Raw genomic sequence first — 26,285 nt, forward strand, 5'->3', positions numbered from 1 at the left:
CTCAGACTATACAGCCGATCTTTTTCCGGCAACCTTCATTTTTTGCATTGCTGTGGCATGATGACCGAAAATCCCGCTATAACGCCATTTTCACAAGAAATTGCACATAACGTAGCAGGTAGAATTGCACATTTTTGCGGGTTTATCCTTCTTTGTATCACGGTAAAAAAAAGAAAAAACCGGACATCCATTAAAGCTGAATGCCGGTCTGCAAATGACAAAGATATAAACGGTTATTGTCCAAACCATTGATCGCGATACTGACTCGGTGTAACTCCCTCCTGTTTCTTGAAAATCCGATTAAAATAACTATGCTGATATCCCACAGCCGCCGCAACATCATTGATTTTCATCGTTGTCTCCCGTAACAATTGCTTCGCCGCATCCATTCTCACACGTGTCAGATAATCAATAAAATTGATGCCCGATACCTGTTTGAAAGCCTTACTCAGTGCATAGGGTGTCATCTGCTCCTCGTCAGCACAGTTTTCCAGCGAAATGTCGCTGCGGTAATGTGTATCGATATACAACATCGTTCGTTCCACCACCAGTTTCAGCGGTTCCTGCGATCGGACTTCAACCTCTTGTATATACGGTATGAACACCTCATTCATCATCCATTGCCTCATCTGTACAGGTTCACGAATACCGGATAGTTGCTCATACATGTTGTAACCACCAAACAGCTTATAAGGTGTGACCCCCGTTTGCAGCATCATGTGCTGAATGCTACCGAGCAATTGAAGCATCATCTGTTGCACCTGAAATTCGGTACTGCCCATCCGCGTAATTTCACTCATGAATTGTTCCAGCACACGTTCGGCTTCGGCTCGTTTGCCCAGCCTGACCGCCTGTAACAACTCCCGTTCCAGCCCAAGCGGATAGGAAGCTGCTTCATTTCTGCGGAAACACTCCTCATCCTCCAGATCGAGAATCTGACTTCCTTCCTCCACACTGCGATAAGCCACGGCCTGTTCCATCTCAACGAATCGTCCGGGCAGTTCCTGAAGTGAAGCTGCCGGGCGACTGACCATCAAGGTCACCTTCATTTTGAGCGTACGTCCAATGACTTCCACCAGTTCCTGTCCCCATAACAGCGCTTGTGATTTCACAGGTTCGTCCCGGGGAGCAATCACAAGCATGGCGGAAGACAGGTCATGAAAGTTCATGACACTGATCTGTCTGAAATAATTTTTCGCCACTTCCTGTGTAATATTCACTGCTGCAAAGGTGACTAATCCCGTGTCCTGGCTTCCAAATCTGCCTTGCAGCTGCTCGTACCCCGTAAAATACATCTGCACCAGCAGATACTGCTGACCCTCCAGCTCAAATCCGAGATGACGCATCCGCTGCTGAAGATCCTGCTCGTTATAGGCATATAGATGGCCCTGTACAAGTTGTAAGACAAAACTGTCGCGCAGATGGGGAAGCTGCTCCTGCAATTGGCGATGTGCCGTGACACTCCGGGAGGTCAGTTCGTTCCACTGTTGCTCCAGCAGCTCAAACTCGTCCAGCTTGGCATCCGTTGGTGTTGTTTCATTTCTGCCAGGCGTAAGCAGATGCAGCATCCGTGCTACAGGCGAATAGATGCGGCGGGAAGCAAACCAGGATAACAATAATCCCAGGATGAGACTGCCTGCACTCGCAATGACGATGATTTTGGATACCAGCTTGACTGGCGAAGTGACTGAGGTCAAAGGTGCTGCGGAGACGTAAGTCCAGTCTGAATCAATCCGACTCAATGAGCCATATGAGACAGAATAGGTCTGATCCTCATATCGGAACAGGAATGAGCGGCTGCCCGCATGCAGGGCTACTTCTTCTTTTAGCTGCTGCTCAAAAGCAGAAGTCTCTCCCGGCGTTCCCGGATTCCCGGTAACCAGTGTGTTTCCTTCCTGATCCATAAGGAACGTTAACCCTTCGTCATAAGGAGTAAGCGTTTTCAACAAACTGGCAACTTTCTCGTTATCCAGCGTGATGATCAGTGCACCAAACGGATTAATGCTCTCCCCCGGTATCTTATGTACCAGAACAAGTGCATTGCCTGCATCCGTATGCAGTGGACTATCGTTGGTCGAAGGTTCGGTATCTCTGTTGATGCTGGAAACCCAGTCTGTCCAGTACACGTGGTTCCCCATGGAAAGGTATCGATCATATGCTTGTACTTTGGCTTCATCGTTCAATTCGGTATAATCCCGATTAAACAAGATTGGCTTCGGTTCCTGTAAATACAGCTGTGCTGACTTGATCAGTGGATGGGAACCTTGTAATACGTATAAGGTAGTCACAATCTCCTGCGTTTCATTAAAATAATACACAAAATCAAGCGTTCGCAAAGCATTGCCAAACCTCGGTTCAAAAGCCCAATGGGATAAGTTCATTTCCAGATAAGCCAGCTGGTCATCCACATTACGTGCCCGGTTCTCGATCTGGTTCTGATGCATCTGATTGAACTCGGTTTCCATCCGGCCAACAACCTGTTGATACATGACGATACCTGTGATTAGTCCGGGAATGCTGGCAATGAGTAAAATAAGCATGAGGCTGTTTCGATAAAATCGTCCTTTATGCCTTCCAGCCTTCAAATCGGATAATCGCTTGAATCTGCCAAATATTCTATCGCTCCTAGTCGGTTCCATCGCTGCTCACCTGCCTGCTTGCATCGGGTCTGACTGTCATGGAAACTTCCTCAACTCCCCTGAGAATATATGGATGAAATCCTTTTCTTGTATTATACGCACAATCCTCAGGTGAATGAAACGATCTGTAACCGATCATTTTTTTAACCAATGTTTTATTAACATGACAAAATGGATTACAATGAGATATAGCAAACATGAAGGAGGCCTTTTTAATGAAAGAACAGACTTATTTTGAACAAAATAGAGAAAAACACCTGGCAGAACTGAATGAATGGTTGTCCATTCCAAGTATCTCTGCCATTTCAGAGCATAAAGAGGATATTAACCGTGCAGCACAATGGGCAGCAGATGCGCTCACACGTGCAGGCATGGAAAACGTAGAGGTCATTCAAACGGCTGGACATCCGATTGTCTATGCAGATCACCTGCATGCACCCGGCAAACCAACGGCTCTGATCTATGGACACTATGATGTACAACCTGTTGATCCGCTTAACCTGTGGGAGACGCCTCCGTTCGAACCTACCGTTCGTGATGGCAAGCTGTATGCCCGTGGTGCAACGGACGACAAAGGACAGATTTTCCTACATATCAAGGCAGTTGAAGCCATTCTCGCCGAAAACAAAGAACTTCCAGTTAACATCAAGTTCTGTATCGAAGGCGAAGAGGAAATCTCCAGCCCGAACCTGCCCATCTATCTGAATGAACATACAGACAAGCTGCGTGCAGACATGGTACTGATCTCGGATACGTCCCTGCTTGAAAAAGGAAAACCGGCGATCTCCACTGGTCTGCGTGGCCTATGCTCACTTCACGTCGATCTGAACACAGCCAATACCGACTTGCACTCCGGTTCATTTGGTGGCGGAGTACCCAACGCACTGCATGCACTCGTATCCCTGCTCGCTTCGTTGCATGATGAGCAAGGCCGTGTAAGTGTAGATGGTTTCTATGACGGCGTACTGCCACTGTCTCCTGAGATGAGAGAAGAATTTGTAAAACAGGGCTTCAATGAGGAACAGCTTCGTCAAGACCTCGGGCTGGAGCAATTGTACGGCGAAGAAGGTTACTCGTTCGTGGAACGTGTTGGCGCTCGTCCAACATTGGAATTGAACGGCGTATGGGGTGGTTTCCAAGGCGAAGGCAGCAAAACGGTTATTCCAAAGGAAGCTCATGCCAAAATCACCTGCCGCCTCGTGGCGGATCAAGATCCACAGCATGTATTGGATCGTATCGAAGCACATCTGCGCGCTCACGTTCAACCGGGTGCAACATTGCATGTGAAACAGATCGAGAAAGCTTTTGCTTTCAATACCGATCCTTCCAATCCAATTCTGCAAAAAGCGGCAGATGCATATGAGCACGTGTATGGTGTTCGTGCCCTCTTTACCAAAGATGGCGGCTCCATTCCAATTGTTGAGAAACTCTCACGTGTACTCGAAATCCCTGCTGTCATGATGGGTTTTGGCTTGCCGGATGAGAATCTGCATGCACCAAACGAGCACTTCAACCTGGAGAACTTTGATAAAGGGTTGTTGACGATTGTTCAGTTCTTGAAGAGTTTGTAATCATCGTGTTTAAAACCAGTTCATGAGAGCGTGCTGAGTGGACGTTCCGGGGCCGAATCGTTCTTTAGATCGCTGTTATCGTCGGATTTTTTGGATTCCCCTTCTCAAAGGGTAAAATCCGACGATAAAGGCGAACGCTCCGCTTCTTCAGAATCGATTTCGTCCCCTCCACTACGTTGCAGCTTCTCGCATGACTGATTTTAAAGATTGAGCCTAACTATTGATTGGTTAGTGTAATGGGGAAAACAAAGAACGGCCTTCGGGTCGTTTTTTTGAATTGATTTTGATTCTTTGTTTTTTGTTTTTTTCTTTGGTTCTTTGATTCTTTGATTCTTTGATTCTTGGTGAAATTGTAGTTTTTTTATGGCTGCTTTTTATGATGGAGACGATGAAGGCTTACTTTTAAATGGGTTAGTGTTTTAGTGATAACAACATGGCAGCCCTATAGGCTTTCTTTGAATTGTGTATTGATCATTACGTCTGAGCCTTATCGCGGCTGCTTCGAAGGATTGGGTCTCACTTTGATGGGTTAGTGTGATAGATTACCTTAACGATGGGCTGCTGAACACTTTTTAGATTTTTTCGTTTTTTTCGTTTTTTTCGTTTTTTTTCTCGATAACTTCGTTATCGTTGTTCCTATGACTGATTTTATAGACGGGGTCTCGGTTTTAATGGTTTAGTATATTAGAGATAACATAAGCGACCTTATAGTCCTTTTTTTTGATTCGGTCTCCTTCACTAGATTTCAGCTTTTACCGTGGTTGCTTTATTGTGACTGGTTTTAGACGACGATTAATCTTTAAGGATTTGTGATAGAGATAACTCAAGCGGTGCTCTTCCGCTGTTTGGTTGAATCGATTGATACTAAGTATTTAGAATGAACCTTATGGAGTATGATGTGGATCGGGTAACGGATATTGTTGATTGCTACATGGGCATTTGTAGATGAGAGGGTCTTTCGGGATTCCCGCGTTTTGACTTGTTTGTGCTTAGCGACTTCGGCGCGGGGCTTTTACCATGAGTGTTCACCTGCTGTTGCGCCCCAGCAAGCTAATCCAAAATGATGAGGTGAATGTTGTGTCTGCTTCTCACCTAACCAAAAATGCGCTGGCTCACTCGCTTAAATCACTGATGGAGCACACCCCGCTGAACAAGATTACGGTCAAACATCTGGTTGACCATTGTGGCGTGAACCGGCAAACCTTTTATTATCATTTTCAGGATATTTACGCGCTACTTGGGTGGATCTATCAGACTGAAGCGGTGGAGAGTCTTACGGAGTACCGAAGCTACAGCACATGGACGGACGGATTCTATAAAATTTTTTGTTACATCGAGAACAACAAAACGTTCTGCTGCAACACGCTCAACTCGCTCGGGCGCACCCACTTGGATGTATACCTCTATGAAGTAACTCATGATCTGATCATGGGTGTTATTGATGAGCTGGCCTGTGGGATTAAGGTCCGCAGTGAAGACAAAGAGTTTGTCGCCAACTTCTATACCCTGGCCTTTACTGGGCTGATCATTCAGTGGATGAGAGGCGACATGCAAGAACCGCCAAAACAGATTATTGAGAAGCTCAGCGAGCTGATCGAAGGCAATGTCCTGAGGGCACTGCACAAGTATGAGAATAAGCTGCCATCTGATTAGGATGCGCGGCTTTTTTCGTATGTGATCTAAGCCTAGATTTTAGACACTTTTCCAAAAGTGACCAAAAACTGGACACTCCCTTTCTTTTGATCATACCTTACGGGACCTGCAAGGTTTACATTAGGGATGTGATTACAGTAACTTTTGGAGGCGAATGATCGTGAAGAAAGAACATGGTAATAAACAGGTCTATTTTGTAGGCGGCGGCATTGCATCTTTGGCGGGTGCAGCTTATCTGGTTAGAGATTGTGACTTTCCCGGAGAACATATTCACATTATCGAAGAAATGCCGATTCTTGGCGGCAGCAATGACGGAGCTGGTAATCCCGATCAAGGATATATCATCCGTGGCGGACGGATGCTCAATGACGAGGCCTATGAGAATCTGTGGGAGTTGCTGGCTTCCATCCCTTCCATCGACCGTCCGGGCATATCTGTCCGACAGGAAATTACCAAATTTGGCGATGCCAATCCCACACATTCCAATGCGCGGCTCATTAACCGTGACGGTAAGGTCGAAGATGTGCTCTCCATGGGTTTTGATATGGCGGACAGGTTGGCGATGGGCAAACTGATTATTACTCCTGAAGACACGCTAGGGAAATTGCGAATCAACGACTGGTTTGGCCCTCATTTTTTCAAAACGAACTTCTGGTATATGTGGGCGACCACCTTCGCCTTCCAACCTTGGCATAGCGCCGTGGAATTCAAAAGATACATGCTTCGCTTTTTTCACGAATTCCCAAGAATTCAAACGCTGGAAGGTGTCACCCGCACACCGTTCAACCAATATGACTCGATCATCCTCCCATTGCATAACTACCTGGAGCCGTTTGGCGTAGATTTCACGCTGAAATGCACGGTTACCGATCTGGATTTCAAAGACGGCGAGGGCATTACGGTAAGTCGGATGCATGTAAGACGCGACGGTACCGAGGAGGTCATCGACATCCTCGAAGGTGATCTCGTCATTGTCACAAACGGTTCGATGACCGAAGGGGCCGATATCGGCTCCATGACTTCCGCCCCAAAACTGAACGGCAAGGGCAGCTCATGGAAGCTGTGGGAGAACATTGCCGCCAAGAAACCGTTGCTAGGCAACCCTTCTTCTTTTAATGATCATGTGGATGAGTCCAAATGGGAGTCGTTTACGGTCACCTTCCAGGATTCGGTTTTCTTTGATCTGATGGAGAAATTTACACGCAACCGGGCAGGTACCGGCGCTCTGGTTACTTTCAAGGATTCCAACTGGTTCATGTCTGTCGTTCTGGCCTTTCAACCGCACTTCCGTGGTCAGCCTGAGCATGTCAACGTATTCTGGGGATACGGATTATACCCGGATAACGTGGGCGACTACGTGAAAAAAAGAATGTGCGATTGTACCGGGGAAGAGATTATGCAGGAGTTAATCGGCCATCTTCATTTCCAGGAACATCAAGAGGCCATCATGGCTACCGCCAACTGTATTCCATGCATGATGCCTTACATTACAGCGCAATTCATGCCAAGACTGAACAGCGATCGACCAAAGGTTGTGCCTGATGGCTCCACTAACCTGGCCTTCATTAGCCAATTCTGCGAGATTCCCGATGACGTGGTATTCACAGAAGAATATTCGGTCCGAGCAGCACGAATCGCGGTATACACTTTACTTGGAGAAAATCGTCCAATTGAGCCGATCAACCAGTATCAGTATGATGTCCGGACGCTGTTCAGCAGTTTTGTGACTTCGTTTAGATGACCACTTTTCATGAGGATTCAGACATTAGATGAATGAAGGAATGTTGGATGGATCTGTGGATGGGGATAGATCTTTGGAGATATCTATAGAATTCGGTGAGTAACTTTGTGATCTTTAGGAAGCTTTGTTATCTTAATTCTATTGATTGTGCCAAGTTAGTAAGATATGAGTTACTACATGAGTTAGCTTCAGAAGCTTGCATCCCCGTTGAACGAGTCCATGAGTGAATATGGTTGTTGCTGAACTGAAAAGTCGTTGTATAAAGAAAATAGAGAGCGTTCCGTCAGCGATGACAGGACTCTCTCTTTCGTTTACTATCTAAGCGTGACACATAACACACATGACCTTAATCGAGAATGCACAACAGTCGTCTAAAAAACCTCACAAGCCTTATTACTTGAAATCTCGCAGGTTTGAAAATCTAACGAATCGTAGACACTTTATTTGTGCTGTATGCATGCTTGGGCAGTAGAATATCGCTAAATTGCATTAAATAGCGTGTCTGAAATTCGTTACATTTTGTATGACTGCAAAATCATTGGAATAAGGCTTCACAGATTCATTTGCGCTACTCGCGCCACTTGTTACAGCCTACATATCACACTTCGCTTATGTGCGGAATGTTGTGAACTTCAGTATGTGCACAAGCTTGGATAAGTGTGCAATTTCTTGCTGGACTCCAGCGGTGTCCGTACCTGCCATGGCCTGATTCGCTCGCAGCGTCCTACGTGTGTTCAGCATACCTTCGATCAGTTTCATGACCGTGTTGCGTCCACGATGATCGACAATCATATACTTTTTGCGTGCATCCAGCTCTACCCATACGATGTTGCTGAATGATGTGAACAGATGCCTGCGGTACAGCTCCATATCGGTCTCATTGTAATGCTCGCCATAAAAGGCATAATATCCGTGTATGTGCAACTTCTCCGCCAACACTGTGATGAACGGATCATGTTCGAGCATAGCGTTACGTTCCATGTTTCACGCCTCCGTTATGCGTGATCCGCAGATCCCGTCTTTTTGAGATCTATTTTAACATATTGTGCAAGGTGTTGCCTGTGGGACAGTAATTGTTGAAACTCAGCTTACTACTAAATGTTCTCAAAAGATCCTAGACTCGAAGTTTACCATTATTGACCGCGATTATAATTATCTAAAAAAATTGTTAAATATAAATCTTCTACTCTAAAAGCTATATGCTTGTTTACAAGTAAATGTAATTCATTATTTCTTCGAACTACTTCACCAACACAACTTAAATTTAATTTTATATTCAAATCAACTATCTTCTCCAGATCTTTGAATCTTTCGATAAAATTAGCAGGTGCCGATGAAAAGAAAAACTCTTCAAAATAAATATTACAAGATTTACTACCACTACTTATTGCGATAACCACCCTGTCTGTATTAATATCAATAGACTCAATTAATCCATCAGGAATTGCCCTTGTAAACCCGATATCATCATCGTTAAGGAGTAACAAAGTTCTTCTCCTAACAGATGGTGACTTACCCTTAACTTCGCCTTCCTGCATATCTGCTCCTAATCCTGTAGTTGGCACAATGTTAACTCCATTGGTTGAAGGTTGTGAAGGATCAACAGTTTTATTTTTTTTATTTTTCTTTGTTTTTCTACTTTGCCCATTGAAACCATCTTCTTGGCTTTTCCGTTTACGCTTCATATCATTAAGCACATCGGCAATATGCTTATCTGAAAGCGCCATGGTTGTGGTCGCTGAGTTCTTTTGCCCTCTAGCTTTCTTTTCTCGTTCAAAATAATCAATACAATCTGGAGTATGGTCCTGCTTGGGCCATGTCTTAAAATGAGCTTTGCGTTTTCCCTGAGGCACATATTCTAACTGGGCTTCACAGTTCTCATATGTACAAAAAATACTACTTCTTACTCTATTAAATTCTTTGTGTTTTTCAATCGAATCGACAAATATTAGTTCCTCTGTATCTGCATATGCATCTCTAAAAACCGCCTCGAATATTGACATCAGTTCCCCTCACAATCTAAATATAGTATTAAACTCAATAAGAATATACTATATGTAGATTTTTAATTCAACTTATTTATCCTATCAGGATTTTTATTTCAGGAATAGAAAAGATGAATTCAAAAAATTCATCTAGAGTTGGAACAAAAGTAAAAAAAAGAGACTTTCTGTCTCTTTTTTGGATTTTATTAATATTATTTGTACTTAAGTTTTCATTGCTGAACCACTAGAACAAAATAATATCACAATAAATGTTATATTATTGATCTACCCTTCACCCACACACCCTCAATATCCAGCTCCGCATTCAGCAAAACAATATCTGCCTGTTTTCCTTGAGCCAGGGAGCCTGTCCGGTGATCAATGCCCAGCAGGCGTGCCGGGGTCAGACTTGCTGCACGTGATGCAGCGTTCAGACTCAAGCCCACTTCCTGTATCAGGTAACGGAAACCGCGAATCATCGTCAGTGTGCTTCCCGCCAATGCGCCGCCGTCCTTCAGTCTGGCCTCGCCATGCTTCACGATTACGGGCAGGTCGCCGATCTTGTATTCCCCGTCATCCAATCCCGCAGCAGACATGGCATCCGTGATCAACACGAGTTGATCGGTATGTTGCTTCAGCTGAGCGAGGATTGATATCGCCGCAGGGTGAACATGAATGCCGTCAGCAATTACCTCAGCACTGATGCGTGGATCACTCAGCACGGCTCCAGCAGCCCCGGGTAGCCGGTGATGCAACGGTGTCATGGCATTGAATGTATGTACCGCATGATGCAGTCCTGCCTCGACTGCCCGCCCCACCTCTTCATAGGTCGCATCCGTGTGACCGAGTGCCGCTGTAATCCGCTGTTCACGTAACCACGAGATGACTTCCAGCGCGCCTTCACGTTCCGGTGCCAATGTAACTTGACGGATTAGGCCAGGATATTGCTTCTCCCACGCTTCAAGCCAGGATACATCAGGCAGAATGATGTGTTCTGGATTTTGCGCTCCAGGCCATTTCGGACTAAAAAACGGACCTTCCAGGTGCACACCCTCAAGCTGTGCATAGGGCATTTCACTCGAACGATAGCGGTCGACTTCGGCAAGTACGCTGTCCAGGCGCTCTTTCGGAGCCGTCATGGAAGTCGCAAGCATCGCTGTTGTTCCCTGCGTACTATGAAAAGAAGTGATCTTGTCCAATACCTCCGGGCTTGCGTCCATAAAGTCTTCTCCGTTCCCACCATGGACATGGATATCAATGAATCCAGGCACAATGAGACCACCCTCGGGTACAGGTACAGGCAAGGCCTCTTTCCTAATCTGTTCAGACAGACCTTCCGCTATCCCAGCATAGAGGATTTTCCCATCCCTCCAGGCTAATACACCGTCTTCCAATATCTCATTTGAAAGGAGCAGCTTGCCCTGAAGAAGAGAATTATTTTCATCACGCTGGCTCCTAGGTTCATGGCTATTCACCTCGGTCATCTCACCAGCCTCCCTGCTGCACGGTCCAGCAATACCACCACATTTGGATGACATTGTAATAGCGATGCAGGACAGGCCGTAGTGATTGGCCCCATGAACGCTTCGCGGATAATCTCGGCTTTTTCCTCTCCACGGGCAATGAGCAGGATCTGTTTTGCTTTCAAAATGGTACCGACACCCATCGTAATCGCCTGAGCCGGAACTTCATCGATGCTGTCAAAGAAGCGTGCGTTTGCCTTTCTCGTCTCGTCTTTCAAATCCACGACATGTGTTCGTCCTGTAAGTTCAGTTCCCGGTTCATTGAAGCCAATATGACCATTATGTCCGATGCCCAGCAGTTGAAGGTCTACCGGTCCACGATCGTCCAGCCTTTGTTCATAGGAATTACATTCCTGTTCCAGATCTGCAGCCTGACCATCAGGTACTTGCGTTCTAGCAATATCTATATCGATATGATTGAATAATTGTTCGTTCATGAAACTGCGGTAACTTTCGCGATGTTCTGTTGGAAGTCCGACATACTCATCGAGATTAAAAGAAGAAGCCTGTGAGAAGCTGACAAGCCCCTTCTGATATAACGTGATAAGCTGTTTATATATGCCCACAGGAGAACTTCCTGTCGCAAGCCCCAATACAGCCCGTGGTTTGGTTTGCAACAAGCTGGCAATGAGGCCAGCACCCGTGGCGTTTAAATCTTCTTCATTTTCAAAAATGCGTATATTCATCTTCATCTGTCAGGCACCTCCGTTGTGTTGGAATCGATAGGACTGCACGTTGTGATAGGATTGTTCCAGTCTGGGGATAAAACGGTCGAAGTCGGCACTTACCATGCCTGTGAACAAAATATCGACCACATGCAGCAGTGCAATACGTGAAGCCATATCTCCACGCCTCATGCCTTCTTCCAGAGAAGACGTAAACAGTGGGATATTGGATACAGTTGCAAGCGTGTTACTACCATAGGAAGTCAGTGAAATCGTAGAAGCTCCGGCCTGTTTGGCACAATGCAGGGCATCGATGGTTTCTGGTGTTTCGCCTGAATAGGATACGGCCATCGCCACATCTCCCTCGGCGAGCGAAGATGCGGATGTAATCTGCATGTGTGAGTCGGAGAAAGCCGTACAGCTTTTGCCGATCCGCACCAGTTTCTGATAGAAATCCTGTGTAACAATCGAAGAGGTAGCCACACCGTACAGATCGATGCGGCGAGCCTGGCACAATAATTGCACGGCTTGCTCCAATCTGCCCAAATCCAGCAAACGGGTGGTATCTGAAATAGACGCAAGGTGGTTGGCTTCGATAGCTTCAACAATTTTGGATAGTGAATTGCCCGCTACAATATCTTGATACGCCGTTTCATCAGATGCGTGGGACAATTCTGCGGCGAGCTTCATTTTGAAATCAGGAAAGCCTTTGAAATGAAACGACTTGCAAAAGCGGGTCACCGTCGCCGCACTTGTGCCACTCTGCTCTGCCAGATGACTAATCGTCCAGCCGGGAATGTCCGATGGAGATTGCATAATGACTTCGGCAATACGTCGCTCCTGAGACGGAAGGTTATTCAGTTCTTGCTGCAACGCACGTAATATGGCTGCCATGAGGACCTCCCTTTATGAAAATTATTTTTATTTATTTTTAATAAATTAAGAAAACTATTTTTATAACTTCATTTTAATCAAGACGATCCTGCAAATCAAGAGGAATTTAACATGGCTTTTGCAAGTATGCTGAGCGTATAAAGACCCTCACCTGCTTGATACAAATGGACCAAATCTGCTTAGCACTAGAAATAACTCCAGGAGAATTGATTTCTCACTATACAGCTGGATTAATGATTCATAAGAAAACACCTGCCAAGTTTGAAAACACTTGTTATCGAACTAGATGCCATAATTAACGAGCAGCCTCAAAGTGGAATTATTTTTTTGTGGCGTTCAACCTGACTTTGAAAAATTCATTGTTGCTGTAACATTTGAATTTTTAAATAAATTTGAAGCAATGCCTAATAATCATTTTGTAGATTTAGTATTCGCTTATTATGCAATCATTTCTAATTTAAAGGATATTGAATCTCTTCCTCGAGATTTGGCTATACTCGATGAAAACGATGAATCCTTCCATAATCTACTTAACAATGATGAGAAAGACTAAGCGATATAGGTATTAACATTACTTTTTTCTTGTTAAGAATCTCCAAAGTGCTCAAGAAAGTACTGTCTAAAAAAAGAACTTCTGAATCTCAGGGGTTCTTTTTCTGTTTATATTCCTATTTATGTTGTTTTCGAATTTAAACAAAAAAATCAAAATTGCTTATCAATAGGGAAACCTCTCCCTGACTCACTCAGTACACATTGTCACTATATTGCAGATTACTTCGTACTTAATACGTACGAAGCAAAGGGGAACAAAATTTCGTTTTTTCTTACTAATGGCGGTGTTTTAAAAACCGCCTCCTTTCGGACCCATCGATTCAGAAGGTCCCAAATTCGAAGTACTCATAAAGTGAGTATGGAAAATGTATCTAACATTCCGATTAAGAAGGTTAGAGTTCCGGATATGGCGAATCACCATGTCTGAGTTCTCCTGAAATTTCAGGAGATTAGCTCGGCTGACTTTTCAGCCCAGCTCATGCCCGTCAATCTGATAGATGTAAAAAAGGACGTCTCAAACTGAGGATTCTTCTTGTCTTGTTTCCTACGGAAGCAATCATAAGAAAAAGGACACCTAGTTTTTACACTAAGCGTCCTTTGATATTTGTTTATTTAGCATCGCTCAGATCAATATCAGAAGTAGGTATAACGACAACCTCAGGTATTACAAGTGTTTCACCAAGTTCTGAACATATTGTTTCGAGATTCTCTTTTGCCTCTCTGACCAAATCATCTTCTATTGGGTCACAACCATATCTAGCTTTCATACTATCGTTATACATTGCTAGATAAACAGAATCTATTTCAGATAGATGACCTGCGATATGTTCAAATCTTTTTGCATGTCTCCTTGAATGCAATCCTTTTACAGCTAGTTTTTTTTCAACTAGATGTAATGCCGTGTAGAAATACATTGTGACAAGCCAAGCATTAGGTGGAGGGTTAATTGGAACCCCTAAAGCTAGATGCTCAATAGCAGATCTATTTTCATTTGATTTACGGAGATGTTCAAAAGCTGTTGGCACAATTACTACCTCCCTACATCTAGCTTAACGCTATTACCAGGGAGATTCTTCCAACCCTCCGAACCTTTAACAACATAAGTTGCTTCAACGTATAATTTAAATTCTTTAAAGGCCCTTACCTGAACTTCAGCTAATTTTCTACCTAATTTAGCGTCACTCTCGTCAAATACGACAGTAAAGAAATGGTCACCGTCTTCTTTGCAATAATAAATTTCGCTCGCGCCTTCCAATCCCATGAATGCAGTAGCTATTGTTTTCAGCATTGCATCATCACCGCCTGAAACCACTATATGATCATCAATCGGTGTATATTCAGGATCTTTAACTCCTAACCTTGCAAGAAGCTGGGCAGATGTTTCAAAACTGTCTCCAAGAATTCGGGCACCTCTCGAAACCGCTTCAACATACCCTCTTGAAGCTCTTGATATAAGCTGTTTCATCACGATTCCGCTCTTACCACTGCCAGTAACAAAAGTGCCTGTCGAGGATACATGACTTGAGGAAACGGTACCTAACCTTATTCCCATAGTTAGTTGTTCGTCCGCTTTTGCAATCCATTCTGCTTTAGTCGTCATAGTAGATCCTCCTCTTCCAGGATGTTATGTAGCAGCCATTTCGCTAACTCTTTTGCTTGTTCTCTTTCCATGGTAACTGTTACTTTCATTTCTCTTTCAACCTCTAGTACATTTCGTGGGTGATTAAATTTAACATCTTCTTCATAATGAACCTCTAGAGGCCTTTCAGTAATCATAAGTGGTTTAATTGATTCCTCGAAGAAATAAATTGAGATATCTCCTTGAGGGTTCACAGTTAGGGAAGCACCGTTTGCATATGTTTTTTTGTAATCACTACTTTTACTATCAATGTATTTAATAATTTGAGTCTCTGTCGCTTCTATCATATATGTACACCACCCTAGATAAATTTAATAAGAGTATAACCACTGCTTACCAGATTTAAAAGAAATATTTTCCATAATCTATATCTAGTTGTATGCTTCTCACCAAGCATCTAAATATAGATGAATCTCTGTACACGAAAGGGATTCCCACTAGTAAGTGAAAACCCCACATATACGAGATATGCTACTTTTTAGGATAGACCAAATGTTGGAACATCCGATAACATAATATTAGCGCTTCGCGAACGTCGTTGCAACTACTTACTTGTCTAACGCAATCAGTCGAGCTTCGAGCTTCGCGTTTCCTTCATCCAAAGTTTTAAATGTTCGATTTGTAGCTTTCAATTGCCGCGAGATAAAGTCCCTTTTCAGCTTGGGTGGTTAACCCTTCAATAATCTTTTCATTATAAACTATTTTATCTTCGTAAACTTTTCTTGCGTCGTTATTAGACTTAATACGTTCCGCAATCTTTGCCTATTGTTCTTCCACGTTCTGCCCCTTTCCAGGAGTTGTCGCATATAGTGAGTATCCTTTATATTGAGAATCGAGATATGATCGTAATAAAAGAAGGAGCAATTCAATGAATCGAAGACAACGGAGAAAGTTCATTCCTTCCACCTGGATTATGGCTACCAAACAAACAGAAGCACGTGCCTATCATGCCCTCTATGCTATTGATTGGAAACGCGGAGGTCGGCTGAGTTGGGAAGGCTGGAATCAACTTGAAGACTTGCTGCAATTTCATATTCCGATCAAACGAAAAGCTGTAGGCCGGAAATTTTCTTCCCAACCTGCCGCCAAGATTGCAAAAAGAGCGAAAAAAATTCATCTGAACGAAGCGCAGTTTGAGCAACTGGAGCAGCTTTTTTATCGGCCATTTTCGAAGAAAAGATGGAGAATGTTCATTCAAACGAATAGGAATCTATAAGTAATGTGGATTCGGTTGTTTCATTTTTTCACGCTAAAACAAAAAAGCCTCTTCCCTTCTTTTTAAATAAAGAATAGGAAAGACTTTCGCGGTACAACAATTCAATTCTTTTGATTCAATTTAACTAAAGTTAACTCGTTCTAGTTGATGCCATCATATCGTTTTAAGAACTTGCTGGCTAAGCTGGGGACAGTCATTTGATGAACCGATTGATTTTCAATCTCCTCTGCCAGATCGTCATCTGTTAGAGAAACAAAGAACGTAATGTCTGCTTTGGCTTGTCCATATCGGGCAAAAACGTCATCTACTGTCTCATTCACAACTTTGGCGATGATTCGAATGATCTCATCCTTATACTCCTGGACCTCCTCTGTTGCATACAACAATCGGCTGATGTGGTTAAAGTGCGTATCCTCGCCATATTGATATTCGGAGCAGCCCCATCTGTAATAGATCTCGTCCTGCTCGCTGTCGCACAACCCCTGTTCCTTCATATTGGTAATATGCCTAGCCAGGGATTCCTCTGTATTTACCGCCATGAACAGCGTTATCCAGTCGCTGTCTGTTCCAAATACACAAGCATATACTTTCTCGCGCTCTACCTTAGCCAGCGTTTCTTCCAGATCGGTTAGAAAAGCCGCTCGAAATTGGTTTTCAAATTCATTTACTAAACCGTCCATTTAGCTCATCCTTACATTATTAATGTAGATTAAGATTCAATTGGTTCATAATATATAGGTCTCTCGATAACTACAAGGTACCACATAATCGAAATTAACGCGCTTACTTCCTACACCCTTAAACGACTATGCTATAATAAAAATACAACTATCCAAGCGAGGTGACGCCGATGAAATGGGGAGAGATTACTGAATTACACCCAGACCGTTTTGTGCTTGTGGAAGCAATCAAGGCAAGCTCCAGCAACCGTGTCCGTCAACTAGAGGATATAGCTGTTATTCAAAACTATGATAATCCTCAAGAAGCCTGGAGCGGTTATAAAGAACTGCACAAGCTCCATCCGACACGCGAGTTATATGTATTTCATACGAGCAGAAGCGATGTTGAGGTAGTAGAGGAATTTTTCTCAGGAGCCTCATGCAAAATTGACTTTGAATTAATGAATATTCAATTTTCAACATAAGTCATGTAATGATAACCTTTGATGGTTGTCGTTGCGTGGCTTATTTTTGTACACCATGGTTGGGTGACTCAATTCCGGAACAGCGGATCATCTGATGTAATAAACTATAAATCAGCAGCAAAAAAGCCTTGCCCCATTCTTCATGACAAAGAATAGAGAAAGGCTTTCATGCTGCTACTTAATCCTAACTGTAATTCGCAACTAAATCTTCAGTTCTCCAAGCTTAATCAGCTCGACAACTGCCTGCGAACGACCCTTAACATTGAGTTTCTGCATCACATTCGAAATATGGTTACGCACCGTTTTCTCGCTGATGAATAACTGCCCTGCGATGTCACGCGTTGTTTTGTCTTGAACCAGTAATTCGAATACTTCGCGTTCACGGTGGGTCAACAAAAATTTGCTTTTATGATCGATACCCTTCAATGTTCACCCCTCCTTGCTCGGGTTGTGTTGGTGTAACAAGGTTAAGGGGATACAGTCAACTCATCTTATGTCAGGTCAAGGGCGTTGGTTCAGTTTTATAAGAAAAATGGGCAGTAAACATGTGATTCATTGTCCAAAGAGAACGTATTCAATTGTCTATGTATTTGATCATGTAAAACAAACATGCCCCTGCAGCGGATGTTACCATCTGCGCAAAGGCACACTTGTTCATCTGTCTTCAGAACTACCGATTCATTCGGTTCATCATGCCATCGTTATTATTACGGTTCATCAGGCCATCATCAAGGATGCCATCGCGGTGATTCGTATCTGTTCCGTTCGTTGGGAAGATGCGCTCCACCATCGATTGGAACGTATCGATCATGCCACTAACGGGCTTACCGTTACGAATATCTGTGGCATAGTTCTCGACATGCTCCACAAAATCCGGATTGGCTGATACATATACATTCTCGATGTTTGGTGCAAACTGCTTGATTTTGGCTGAAATCTTACCCTTAATCTCAGCTGATGTGTTATCGTCCGTGCTATCTACACGTTGTCCTTCACTTTTCATACCATAATGCCCATCGTCCGTCCCACGTGCTTTGCCGCTGTTTGTCAGACCACGCATCATGCCAATTGTGCCTGTGCCCATGGTTCCATAAATGCTACGGTCATTCCCCATATGGCTGCGATCCGTTGCCGAATTTGTGTTCAGTCCTGGAGCAATTCCGCTAGTGCTGTACGGAGACATTGTGCCCGTACCGCCATTCACACGCATACCACCCATATCGTGATTCATGTTGCCCCCACGCATGGTATCACTGGCATGATTACGCATCGTTCCATTCAGCATGCTCGTACGACCATTGGACTTGCTTTCCAACTTACCTGCATGACCATCTGCCAAACGAACCGCCACATAAGCATTACGATCCGTTAACATGACACGGGCGGATTTAACTTCCTTCATCTCCGTGATACGTTTTGCCAGCTCTTCACTGGATTTCAGGTCAGTCACATTGTGCATGCGATAACTTTTCGCACGGATGCCATCCATTCCATTTGTTTCCACACCATAACGGTTAATCCCGTTGGCTTGCTGACGAACACTTTGCGTATGCATATTGTTGGTATCCCGATTCGTGCCACAACCTGTCAAGCCGGCCATTACAAAGATTGCAGTAGATAATGATAACGTAATAGCTGTTGCCTTTTTGACTGCTGGCATGTACTCATCCTCCAATGTTTGTTGGTTTTGGTCACAAAGATAGGATGCGCTTCTGTACGTACCGATATGCTGAAAGGATATGGTACCTTACCCTGTAGATTTGGGTCTTCTGGTTTTGTTCTTTGGGCTTTGCTTATTGATCTTTGGTTTTGATCTGTGGACCGTGAGATTCTTCGCTATATAAAATAAAAAAACAGTGCTGCTTGTTCGCAGCACTGCCTCGAAATAATATTTGCATCTCAACGCAATAATATCATTTATTTCCGCCCCGCTCATTTCCCGTCTGTTGATGAGGATGTCGTTGCGTCATTTGCAGAACTCGATGATTCTTCCGAAGAAGTTGTGGATGCTTTAATTGTATCTGGAAATTTCTCAGCTTCCGTTAGACTTGTCGTATCCATGCCATATGCCCATTGACCATCCGGCGTAATGACCCAGATCTGATCCGGTTCGGATGGCACCGTAATTCCTCGATACACATCTCGAACTTGTTGCCCATTGACCGTCTGTTCAACAGACAGTGTAAATCGTGGAACGGAATTCTTTAGCTCGGACGCTTTACGCACATCATCTGCTGTCGACAAGTTTTTGATTTTGCCGATAAGAGATACGGCATCTGTGGCTTCAATCGTTTTTCCATTCAGTGTCCAGGTCTGTTCTGCCGCATCGTTCTCCGATGTCGATGTTAACATCCAGGTAGCTGCCTCACCCTCCCACTCCAGAGACCCAACATTTGTCTCATCCATGTTGAAAGGTGTCGTGTCCAACAAATCACGACGAGACAAAGCTATGCTGGTAATCACCTCTGTCTGCACGGCAACCACAGGGCCCGAATCAACACGCACATAACGTGCATCATCTGCTGGAAGCTGGCCGCCAATAGCCAGTTTGATCTCCCGATTATCTTTGAGTTTGATATCCATACGTGTAGCATCTGTTCCTAATCCGTACTTACCCAGATCCGTCGGCGCTTCTTCCACCACCAGTTCCTGATTTGCATCACTCAGAGCATCTAACCAACTGCTAACACTGTAACCATTCAGAGGATAGGCTTTTGGCTCAACCATCTGCCATACGCCATTATCAAGCGTCAGGGTTGAAGATGCTGCTGTACCGGATGTCTCCTCCGTTGTGTCATGAATTGTAATAGATTGGATATCCCCGGATTGAATACCGAGCAACTTGGCTTGCACCGCTTCTTCTTCCCGAAAATAATTTTGACTGGCCGCGTACACCCAGCCCACAATCAGTACGATGACCACCAGAATCGTTGGGACCCATTTTCTCATACGCGTCTGCGCCTCCACCATAAGAGTACACCAATGATAACAAAGATAAGTGGGAATGCTACAATAGCCACGAAGAAAATTGTTCTTGCCTGTTCGCCGTTCAGGTATGCCATCTCATACCCAGCTTGTACACGTGGGCGAATCGTCAATCCATTTTCTTTCTCACTCAGATAGTTTACCGTATTCAATATAAAGTCCCGATTGCCACCATTTGCAATTTCCGAATCCTGCATGAAAATGGACGAGCCCAGAATAACCGCCTTCGGTTTACCATCCGTCGTATCGGCTGCATACCCTAATTCAACGGGTCCCTGAATGTCCTCTTCGGCATCATTGGTTGTTTCATTCTGCAATAAACCGCCGATATTCGTCTCCCCATAACTGTCATTCGAAGAATGCATTAACGGTGAAAGGGTATATTTATCCTGTTCTTTGCTGGTCAACGCAATCGACAACGACAACATCGGATACAATTGGCTTGTATCAAGTTTGTCCGTAATTGCATGTGTACCATACTCCGGCACCACCCAGAGTGGCCCCATCGTACTGGCTTGCTGATTATCCACCATGACTGCGTGCTCATCAACGACGCCATAGTCAGCCATGAGGGCATCGATGTTTTTCCAACTGGATTTCATATCTTCTACGAATCCGAGGGATAATAACAGCTTGCCTCCATTACTCAGATATGTGCGAATAGCCTTCATTTCGGTATCACTGAGATCACGTTGTGGGCCAATGATCGCGAGCACATCTGCATCTTCAGGAACCTTCCCGGCTTGATTCAACTGCAACTCTTCCGTCTGCACATTATTTTGTTCCAAGGAGGATTGCAGCGTGGTCATCTGAGCGAGACTCAACTCTTCATGTCCAGTCAAAAAGACCATTTTGTGCATCTCCGTGGATGACATATTCATGAGGGCCTGCGTAAGTTTTTCCTCACCTGTGAATTGATATGATCCGTCACTTCCGTCACCTGTCGCGGTGAACAAACTGGCGATATCAATCACTTTGTGTTGATCTCCCTGCTCCAGCACAATGGAGCTGCCTGTTATGCCGTATTTGGATGCAAGCGCAGGTTCCTGCGTCAGATTATACTGTTTTACCTTCAACTTGCTGTTACGTTTCGTGTATTCCTCGACCATATCCGTGACCTCACGGTTCAGGACGGTGTTGTTGGCATTTTCGACGGTTAACACCAGAATGTTGACGTCATCCTTCACATTTTTGATCGCAGTAAGAGACTGGTCAGATAACGTGTATTGTTTGTTCGAGGTCAGATCCAGCTGGAAGCCGCCAAGTGAATTCAGGAACAGTGTTAGCAAAATAAAGATGCCAATCACCGCTACAGACAGCACGGTACTGTTGGTATGACTTAACCATTTTTTCATCTTCTCACCTCCACCGCTTCCGTTCCACAATTTGAATGCTTAACAGCAGAAACACACCCGAAAGGGTGACATAATACAAGATATCCGGCCCACTAAGCACACCTTTCATGAAGCTGTCGAACCGGTTGGTCAGAGCAAACGGGTCCAGCCACTGTTGCAAAGCAGATCCTGTATTGCCTGCGAATGAATCAAGCATCCACAAAACGAGCAAAATAATAAAACCCGCCACCGCAGACACCATCTGATGCTGGGATAATGTAGAAGCGAACAGTCCAATCGCCATCATGCTTCCGCCCAGGAAAAATAACCCCAGCGCAGACATCCATACGGTCGTCATGTCCAATGTCCCATAGAACGACATGATGAATGGGTACACCAGACTGCACAGGATAAGCACGACCAGAATGGCCAGAGAAGCAAGATATTTGCCAAAAATAATTTCTGTTACACGTGCCGGAGAAGTCAGTAACAATTCATCCGTTCCTTGTCTAAATTCCTCTGCAACCAGTCGCATCGTTAACAACGGCACGACAAACAGCAGCATGGACAACGTATCGCCCAACACGAGACGATAATCGACAATACTCGGCTGGTAATATACAAAGCTTGAATAGAACAACAGACTGGTCATCAGTACATATACGGCAAAAGCAAAATAGGACGTTGGTGACAGAAAATAAGCTTGCAGCTCTTTATTGCATACCGCCATCATTCGTCTCATTTGGAGTCCTCCCCTTTGTGAGCTTGGGGCGAATTATCGGCTGCTGAACTAACTGATGTTCCCGATATACCCGACGAGTCGATGTCCGAAGTTACGTCGTGATCCATCTCTGCCCCAGCAACCTTATCCACATCTGCCGAATTTGCGTCTGTGTCTGTTGCCTCGGTTGTGGTCAGCTTCAGGAAGATTTGCTCCAGACTCAGGTTCTCCTTCTTCATCTCCAGTATCGGTAATCCTGCACCTGACAAAAGGTAGAACAGCTCCTCCCGGAAATCTTCCGAGTTTTCTCCAGTAAGCAGCATTTTAACCGTATCCGCTGAATCTGAAGTAAGTGAAGTATCTTTGCTGGTACTCACATCCGACGCTTGAATGACTTCACTCCGCACCTTCTCCCATGGTGTCAGCACATTATGTAATTGCTCCGCAGTGGCCTTCACTTCAATCGACACCTTGAACTGATCCCCCATTGCTGATCCGAAATGCTGAGGTGAACCATCCAGCACGAGCTGTCCCTGATTGATGATCAACATTCGATTACAGAGCGTGCTCACTTCAGGCAAAATATGCGTACTGAGCAGCACCGTATGATTCTCCCCGAGTTCCCGAATCAGATCCCTAATCTCGATAATCTGATTTGGATCAAGGCCCGATGTTGGCTCATCCAGGACCAGCAGATCCGGCTTGTGAATAATGGCTCCTGCCAGCCCAAGGCGTTGCTTGTATCCTTTGGATAACCCACGTACCATTTGCCTTTCCCGACCCTGAAGTCCCAGTCTGCTAACCATCTCACTGACCCGCAGTTTAACCTCACGTGCCGGCACATCTCGCAAATTGGCCACGAATTTAAGATAAGACTGCACCGTCATATCCGGATAGAGCGGCGGCGTTTCAGGCAGATACCCAATCTTGGAACGAACACGCTGACCCTGCTCATGCACCGATACCCCATCCACCATAATGGAACCCGCGGTTGGATGCACATAGCCCGTAATCATACGCATCGTTGTTGTTTTTCCGGCACCATTGGGTCCGAGAAAGCCAACAATCTCACCACGTTCCATGGTGAAATCCAGTTGATGTACGCCGCGTTGCCCTTCGTAAACTTTGCTGACCTGTTTCACTTCGAGCACATCATTCATCCTTTCCCGTTAAAATACCCGTGCACCATCGTTTAGGATAGATGATAGACACGGGAAGTTCCTTGTATCTTACGTGAGCTATCCTAGCCTCAGCTTAATGACACTTAAAAGACAGCTTAAAAATTTTTGTCCAAAATGTGAACATTCTGACCAACACCCACACCCTGCGCTTAAAGCCAACGTAACATAGAGTACAGGAGAATGTGCTCCTGACCAAAAGTCAGAGGGTGAATCGTGTGAAAGTATTATTCACGTTTTATGTTCCGAGCGGTGGCGTGGATACGTTAAATCGACTGCGCACCGCTGTTCTGAAACGCCATGGCATTGAAGCGCACCTATTGTATCTCAACACAGGCTCGGGATTGCAGAACAACAGTGATACGCCCATTTTCACCGCGTCCAGTGACGAGGATATCCATCATATCATCCATACTCATCATTATGATGCCATCATTGCCACTTCAGACATCGCTATGCCCGGCCGCTTGAGAGGACTTGGGTATACAGGTCGAATCATTTTTGAAGCGCAGGGACTCGGAACACGCGATCAGGCTCTGGAAACGATACAGATGGGTGTCCCTTACCTTCAAGCTCATTGTGATGCTGCCGTTATACCTCCCACAGACCACCTGCTGGATATGTTCATTCATATCTGTCCCTGGCTTCATCGGTTTGTTATTCCCAATATGCTGGATACCGACACCTTCGCACCAATCTTGGTGGATACCCCACCCTATCCGGTGCTGGCTTGGGTAGGACGACTTGAACACAACAAAAACTGGCGTGAATATCTAATCATATCAAGTGAAATCGTCAAAAAAAATCCAAAAGCCAGACTATGGTTGTTCCACGATCCAACTTTGGCTAATCCAGAAGATGAAGTCATGTTCCGGCACACGCTGGCAGAATACGGGCTTCAAGATAAGATTGGCATCTTTATCAATGTTCCCCATTCTCAGATGCCTACCTACTATTCCATGATCGCGGCTTCAGGAGGTATCATGTTGTCCACTTCCCTGCTTGAAGGATTCGGTTATGCCGTCGCTGAAGCCATCTCTTGTGGCTGCCCGGTGCTCAGCACGGATTCGGATGGTGTGCGTTCATTTATCACACATAATAAGACTGGTAAGTTTTATCCAATTGGAAATGTAGAGGCCGCTGTAGCCGAAGCAAGGGACCTTATGAAAAACAAGAAACTGCGTGAGTATATTCGCATTCAGGGCAGACAGCATATGAGCTTGTCTTTTTCACCAGATCGATATGCCATTTCTTTTCGTGAAATGATGACAGCACTGCGAATTTTCCATTGATCATAGCAAAAAAGGCAGTTCAGCAAAATTTCTCTGAACTGCCCTATTATGGTTTTTATAGAATGTTAGTGTCCCATCATCATCGCAGGATCAGGCTTGTCGCCATTCTGAAGTTCTTCTTCCTGCATCGGCTTAGGTTTGCGCAGAATCAGACTGAGCAAACATCCGAACAATGCAATACAAGCGGCCAGGAAAAACGTATCATTGAAACCAGCCACCAAACCATGAACGATAGCGGTCGGCTCTGTACTCGTTGTATTGTCTGCGATTCTTGAAGTCAGGAAGCCTGTAAGCCCTGCAACCGCAAAGGACACGACCACTTGCTGTGCAGCGGCCGTGAGCGGTGTAACCCGTCCAACCAACTTACGCGGTGCAGCATTTAATACATGCGTATTGAGTGGCATCATGGACAAGCCCATACCCAGACCCATCATGACCAGAGCCGTTATAATCAGGCCAAGACCTGTCTCTGCCGTAATGGAGGACAGAATAAACAATGCTCCCGAGATAATACCCAGACCCACGAAGGCCAGAGGTCTAGCACCGATTTTATCAAACAACCGACCACCAAGCGGCATACCCACTCCGGATGCCAACGCCTGTGGCAGCAGAATCAATCCCGTTTCCAGGGCAGTGTATCCTTTGATCTGCTGCAAATAAAGCGGGATCAGGATCATCGCACCGAACAGCGCCACTTGTGACACCCATGCGAGAATAATTCCTCGTGAGAAATCAGATGATTTAAATACCCGGAGTTCGAGCAATGGATTTTGATGACGAAGCTCCACAATAATGAACAAAATGAGCGCTACACCACCCACAATGACACCCGTCAAAGTTGTTGCAGACGTCCAGCTCGTTCCACCCTCACTCACACCGTAAGCCAGCATCGAGAACGCAATTGGCGCCAGAATCATGCCGAGCAGATCCAGTGCAGGTGTGCGTCCACGATCTGTATCCGGCAAAAACTTGATACATAGAATGAAAGCTGCAATACCAATGGGCAAGTTAATCAGGAAGATCCAGTGCCAGCTCAGTGATTCAATAAACCACCCGGACAACACCGGACCCAATGCGGGGGCAAGCAGCATGGGAATTCCCAGCATCCCCATGATGGAACCTCTTCGCTCAGGCGGAGCCAGACGAAAGACCATCGCCATACCAATAGGAGCAACCATGCCTCCACCAAGGCCTTGAATGATACGGTAAATGATTAATTGCTCAGGTGATTGAGCGATCGAGCATAACACTGAACCCAAGGTAAACATGGCAATGGTGAACAGGAATACTCTTTTGGCACCAAAACGGTCCGTTAACCAGCCTGCCAGTGGAATAACTGCAGACAAAGCCAAGGTGTAACCCGTAACCGTCCATTGGATCGTTTTAAGATCCGTCTCAAAATATTGAACCAGATTGGGAATGGCCACGTTCACCACCGTGCTGTCCAGTATAACCATGATCATACCTACGATAATAGCCAGGAGTGGCAGTATAATCGTTTTGATTGAAAACTCTGCGGGCTCCTGAAGTCCTGCTGTTTGTTCTTTCACGTT

Annotated in this window: 24 protein-coding genes; 7 read left to right on the forward strand and 17 right to left on the reverse strand. The window is 44.9% G+C overall.

The window, feature by feature from the left end; genetic code table 11:
* Positions 1–233: 233 nt before the first annotated feature.
* Positions 234–2,639: an AraC family transcriptional regulator gene (locus tag MHB43_RS26075; RefSeq protein WP_405130739.1), complete on the reverse strand. Its 2,406-nt coding sequence runs from the start codon at positions 2,637–2,639 to the stop codon at positions 234–236.
* 215 nt (positions 2,640–2,854) lie between these two features.
* Between MHB43_RS26075 and MHB43_RS26080 the strand changes: the two genes are divergently transcribed.
* From MHB43_RS26080 to MHB43_RS26090, 3 genes are all read left to right on the forward strand, one after another.
* A complete protein-coding gene (locus tag MHB43_RS26080; RefSeq protein ID WP_340387382.1) occupies positions 2,855–4,210 on the forward strand; it encodes a dipeptidase in 1,356 nt (451 codons plus the stop codon).
* Between the two features lie 1,017 nt (positions 4,211–5,227).
* Positions 5,228–5,863, forward strand: a complete 636-nt coding sequence (locus MHB43_RS26085) for a TetR/AcrR family transcriptional regulator C-terminal domain-containing protein (RefSeq protein ID WP_405130740.1) — start codon at positions 5,228–5,230, stop codon at positions 5,861–5,863.
* 154 nt (positions 5,864–6,017) lie between these two features.
* A complete protein-coding gene (locus MHB43_RS26090) occupies positions 6,018–7,604 on the forward strand; it encodes an oleate hydratase (protein WP_405130741.1) in 1,587 nt (528 codons plus the stop codon).
* A 609-nt stretch (positions 7,605–8,213) separates the two neighbouring features.
* Here MHB43_RS26090 and MHB43_RS26095 read toward each other — a convergent pair.
* The 5 genes from MHB43_RS26095 to MHB43_RS26115 all read right to left on the reverse strand — a co-directional run bounded on the left by MHB43_RS26095 (position 8,214) and on the right by MHB43_RS26115 (position 12,671).
* Positions 8,214–8,585 (reverse strand): hypothetical protein, encoded by a 372-nt coding sequence (locus MHB43_RS26095; RefSeq protein ID WP_405130742.1) that lies wholly within the window; start codon positions 8,583–8,585, stop codon positions 8,214–8,216.
* 152 nt (positions 8,586–8,737) lie between these two features.
* Positions 8,738–9,607: a hypothetical protein gene (locus MHB43_RS26100; protein ID WP_405130743.1), complete on the reverse strand. Its 870-nt coding sequence runs from the start codon at positions 9,605–9,607 to the stop codon at positions 8,738–8,740.
* A 254-nt stretch (positions 9,608–9,861) separates the two neighbouring features.
* A complete protein-coding gene (gene nagA / locus MHB43_RS26105) occupies positions 9,862–11,073 on the reverse strand; it encodes an N-acetylglucosamine-6-phosphate deacetylase (RefSeq protein WP_405130744.1) in 1,212 nt (403 codons plus the stop codon).
* Positions 11,070–11,798, reverse strand: coding sequence for a glucosamine-6-phosphate deaminase (gene nagB / locus MHB43_RS26110; protein WP_210109933.1), 729 nt, complete (start codon positions 11,796–11,798; stop codon positions 11,070–11,072). The genes nagA and nagB overlap by 4 nt, the downstream gene beginning before the upstream one ends.
* A gap of 9 nt (positions 11,799–11,807) precedes the next feature.
* Positions 11,808–12,671, reverse strand: a complete 864-nt coding sequence (locus tag MHB43_RS26115) for a MurR/RpiR family transcriptional regulator (RefSeq protein WP_405130745.1) — start codon at positions 12,669–12,671, stop codon at positions 11,808–11,810.
* A 313-nt stretch (positions 12,672–12,984) separates the two neighbouring features.
* On the opposite strand from MHB43_RS26115, the gene MHB43_RS26120 reads away from it, so the two are divergent.
* On the forward strand, positions 12,985–13,224 hold the full coding sequence (locus MHB43_RS26120) for a hypothetical protein (protein ID WP_405130746.1): 240 nt from the start codon (positions 12,985–12,987) through the stop codon (positions 13,222–13,224).
* Between the two features lie 607 nt (positions 13,225–13,831).
* On the opposite strand, the gene MHB43_RS26125 is transcribed toward MHB43_RS26120, so the two are convergent.
* From MHB43_RS26125 to MHB43_RS26135, 3 genes are read right to left on the reverse strand one after another with little or no spacing between them, the layout of a single operon-like run.
* Positions 13,832–14,248, reverse strand: coding sequence for a hypothetical protein (locus tag MHB43_RS26125; protein WP_405130747.1), 417 nt, complete (start codon positions 14,246–14,248; stop codon positions 13,832–13,834).
* 5 nt (positions 14,249–14,253) lie between these two features.
* Entirely contained in the window at positions 14,254–14,823 is a 570-nt protein-coding gene (locus MHB43_RS26130; protein WP_405130748.1) for a hypothetical protein, read from the reverse strand.
* A complete protein-coding gene (locus MHB43_RS26135) occupies positions 14,820–15,149 on the reverse strand; it encodes a hypothetical protein (protein WP_405130749.1) in 330 nt (109 codons plus the stop codon). The genes MHB43_RS26130 and MHB43_RS26135 overlap by 4 nt, the downstream gene beginning before the upstream one ends.
* A 581-nt stretch (positions 15,150–15,730) precedes the next feature.
* Here MHB43_RS26135 and MHB43_RS26140 point away from each other — a divergent pair.
* A complete protein-coding gene (locus MHB43_RS26140; RefSeq protein ID WP_405130750.1) occupies positions 15,731–16,078 on the forward strand; it encodes a hypothetical protein in 348 nt (115 codons plus the stop codon).
* Between the two features lie 140 nt (positions 16,079–16,218).
* Here MHB43_RS26140 and MHB43_RS26145 read toward each other — a convergent pair whose 3' ends face one another.
* On the reverse strand, positions 16,219–16,758 hold the full coding sequence (locus MHB43_RS26145) for a DUF4303 domain-containing protein (RefSeq protein ID WP_405130751.1): 540 nt from the start codon (positions 16,756–16,758) through the stop codon (positions 16,219–16,221).
* A 170-nt stretch (positions 16,759–16,928) separates the two neighbouring features.
* On the opposite strand from MHB43_RS26145, the gene MHB43_RS26150 reads away from it, so the two are divergent.
* Positions 16,929–17,222 (forward strand): hypothetical protein, encoded by a 294-nt coding sequence (locus MHB43_RS26150; RefSeq protein ID WP_405130752.1) that lies wholly within the window; start codon positions 16,929–16,931, stop codon positions 17,220–17,222.
* A gap of 201 nt (positions 17,223–17,423) precedes the next feature.
* Here MHB43_RS26150 and MHB43_RS26155 read toward each other — a convergent pair whose 3' ends face one another.
* From MHB43_RS26155 to MHB43_RS26180, 6 genes are all read right to left on the reverse strand, one after another.
* Entirely contained in the window at positions 17,424–17,648 is a 225-nt protein-coding gene (locus tag MHB43_RS26155; RefSeq protein ID WP_017692532.1) for a helix-turn-helix transcriptional regulator, read from the reverse strand.
* A 244-nt stretch (positions 17,649–17,892) separates the two neighbouring features.
* Positions 17,893–18,882 (reverse strand): YhcN/YlaJ family sporulation lipoprotein, encoded by a 990-nt coding sequence (locus MHB43_RS26160; RefSeq protein ID WP_405130753.1) that lies wholly within the window; start codon positions 18,880–18,882, stop codon positions 17,893–17,895.
* Between the two features lie 272 nt (positions 18,883–19,154).
* Entirely contained in the window at positions 19,155–20,171 is a 1,017-nt protein-coding gene (locus MHB43_RS26165; protein WP_405130754.1) for a DUF4340 domain-containing protein, read from the reverse strand.
* On the reverse strand, positions 20,168–21,562 hold the full coding sequence (locus MHB43_RS26170; protein ID WP_405130755.1) for a GldG family protein: 1,395 nt from the start codon (positions 21,560–21,562) through the stop codon (positions 20,168–20,170). The genes MHB43_RS26165 and MHB43_RS26170 overlap by 4 nt, the downstream gene beginning before the upstream one ends.
* 4 nt (positions 21,563–21,566) lie before the next feature.
* Positions 21,567–22,283 carry an ABC transporter permease subunit gene (locus MHB43_RS26175; RefSeq protein WP_017692528.1) on the reverse strand — a complete coding sequence of 239 codons (717 nt, stop codon included), beginning with the start codon at positions 22,281–22,283 and terminating at the stop codon, positions 21,567–21,569.
* Positions 22,280–23,413 carry an ABC transporter ATP-binding protein gene (locus tag MHB43_RS26180; RefSeq protein ID WP_405130756.1) on the reverse strand — a complete coding sequence of 378 codons (1,134 nt, stop codon included), beginning with the start codon at positions 23,411–23,413 and terminating at the stop codon, positions 22,280–22,282. Before MHB43_RS26180 ends, MHB43_RS26175 begins: the two co-directional genes overlap by 4 nt.
* 245 nt (positions 23,414–23,658) lie before the next feature.
* Between MHB43_RS26180 and MHB43_RS26185 the strand changes: the two genes are divergently transcribed.
* Positions 23,659–24,732: a glycosyltransferase family 4 protein gene (locus MHB43_RS26185; RefSeq protein WP_237177817.1), complete on the forward strand. Its 1,074-nt coding sequence runs from the start codon at positions 23,659–23,661 to the stop codon at positions 24,730–24,732.
* 65 nt (positions 24,733–24,797) lie between these two features.
* Here MHB43_RS26185 and MHB43_RS26190 read toward each other — a convergent pair whose 3' ends face one another.
* Positions 24,798–26,282 (reverse strand): DHA2 family efflux MFS transporter permease subunit, encoded by a 1,485-nt coding sequence (locus MHB43_RS26190; RefSeq protein ID WP_339305504.1) that lies wholly within the window; start codon positions 26,280–26,282, stop codon positions 24,798–24,800.
* Positions 26,283–26,285: the final 3 nt, after the last annotated feature.

This window comes from Paenibacillus sp. FSL H8-0317 (genome assembly GCF_045040685.1).
Taxonomy (GTDB): Bacteria; Bacillota; Bacilli; order Paenibacillales; family Paenibacillaceae; genus Paenibacillus.

Coding starts and splice junctions, on each gene's coding strand:
- MHB43_RS26140 (WP_405130750.1), top strand. CDS start 15,731: ATGAATCGAAGACAACGGAGAAAGTTCATTCCTTCCACCTGGATTATG.
- MHB43_RS26115 (WP_405130745.1), bottom strand. CDS start 12,671: ATGGCAGCCATATTACGTGCGTTGCAGCAAGAACTGAATAACCTTCCG.
- MHB43_RS26085 (WP_405130740.1), top strand. CDS start 5,228: ATGAGTGTTCACCTGCTGTTGCGCCCCAGCAAGCTAATCCAAAATGAT.
- MHB43_RS26165 (WP_405130754.1), bottom strand. CDS start 20,171: ATGAGAAAATGGGTCCCAACGATTCTGGTGGTCATCGTACTGATTGTG.
- MHB43_RS26170 (WP_405130755.1), bottom strand. CDS start 21,562: ATGAAAAAATGGTTAAGTCATACCAACAGTACCGTGCTGTCTGTAGCG.
- nagB (WP_210109933.1), bottom strand. CDS start 11,798: ATGAATATACGCATTTTTGAAAATGAAGAAGATTTAAACGCCACGGGT.
- MHB43_RS26130 (WP_405130748.1), bottom strand. CDS start 14,823: ATGACGACTAAAGCAGAATGGATTGCAAAAGCGGACGAACAACTAACT.
- MHB43_RS26090 (WP_405130741.1), top strand. CDS start 6,018: ATGATCGTGAAGAAAGAACATGGTAATAAACAGGTCTATTTTGTAGGC.
- MHB43_RS26135 (WP_405130749.1), bottom strand. CDS start 15,149: ATGATAGAAGCGACAGAGACTCAAATTATTAAATACATTGATAGTAAA.
- MHB43_RS26100 (WP_405130743.1), bottom strand. CDS start 9,607: ATGTCAATATTCGAGGCGGTTTTTAGAGATGCATATGCAGATACAGAG.
- MHB43_RS26095 (WP_405130742.1), bottom strand. CDS start 8,585: ATGGAACGTAACGCTATGCTCGAACATGATCCGTTCATCACAGTGTTG.
- MHB43_RS26160 (WP_405130753.1), bottom strand. CDS start 18,882: ATGCCAGCAGTCAAAAAGGCAACAGCTATTACGTTATCATTATCTACT.
- MHB43_RS26150 (WP_405130752.1), top strand. CDS start 16,929: ATGAAATGGGGAGAGATTACTGAATTACACCCAGACCGTTTTGTGCTT.
- MHB43_RS26145 (WP_405130751.1), bottom strand. CDS start 16,758: ATGGACGGTTTAGTAAATGAATTTGAAAACCAATTTCGAGCGGCTTTT.
- MHB43_RS26075 (WP_405130739.1), bottom strand. CDS start 2,639: ATGGAACCGACTAGGAGCGATAGAATATTTGGCAGATTCAAGCGATTA.
- nagA (WP_405130744.1), bottom strand. CDS start 11,073: ATGACCGAGGTGAATAGCCATGAACCTAGGAGCCAGCGTGATGAAAAT.
- MHB43_RS26080 (WP_340387382.1), top strand. CDS start 2,855: ATGAAAGAACAGACTTATTTTGAACAAAATAGAGAAAAACACCTGGCA.
- MHB43_RS26175 (WP_017692528.1), bottom strand. CDS start 22,283: ATGAGACGAATGATGGCGGTATGCAATAAAGAGCTGCAAGCTTATTTT.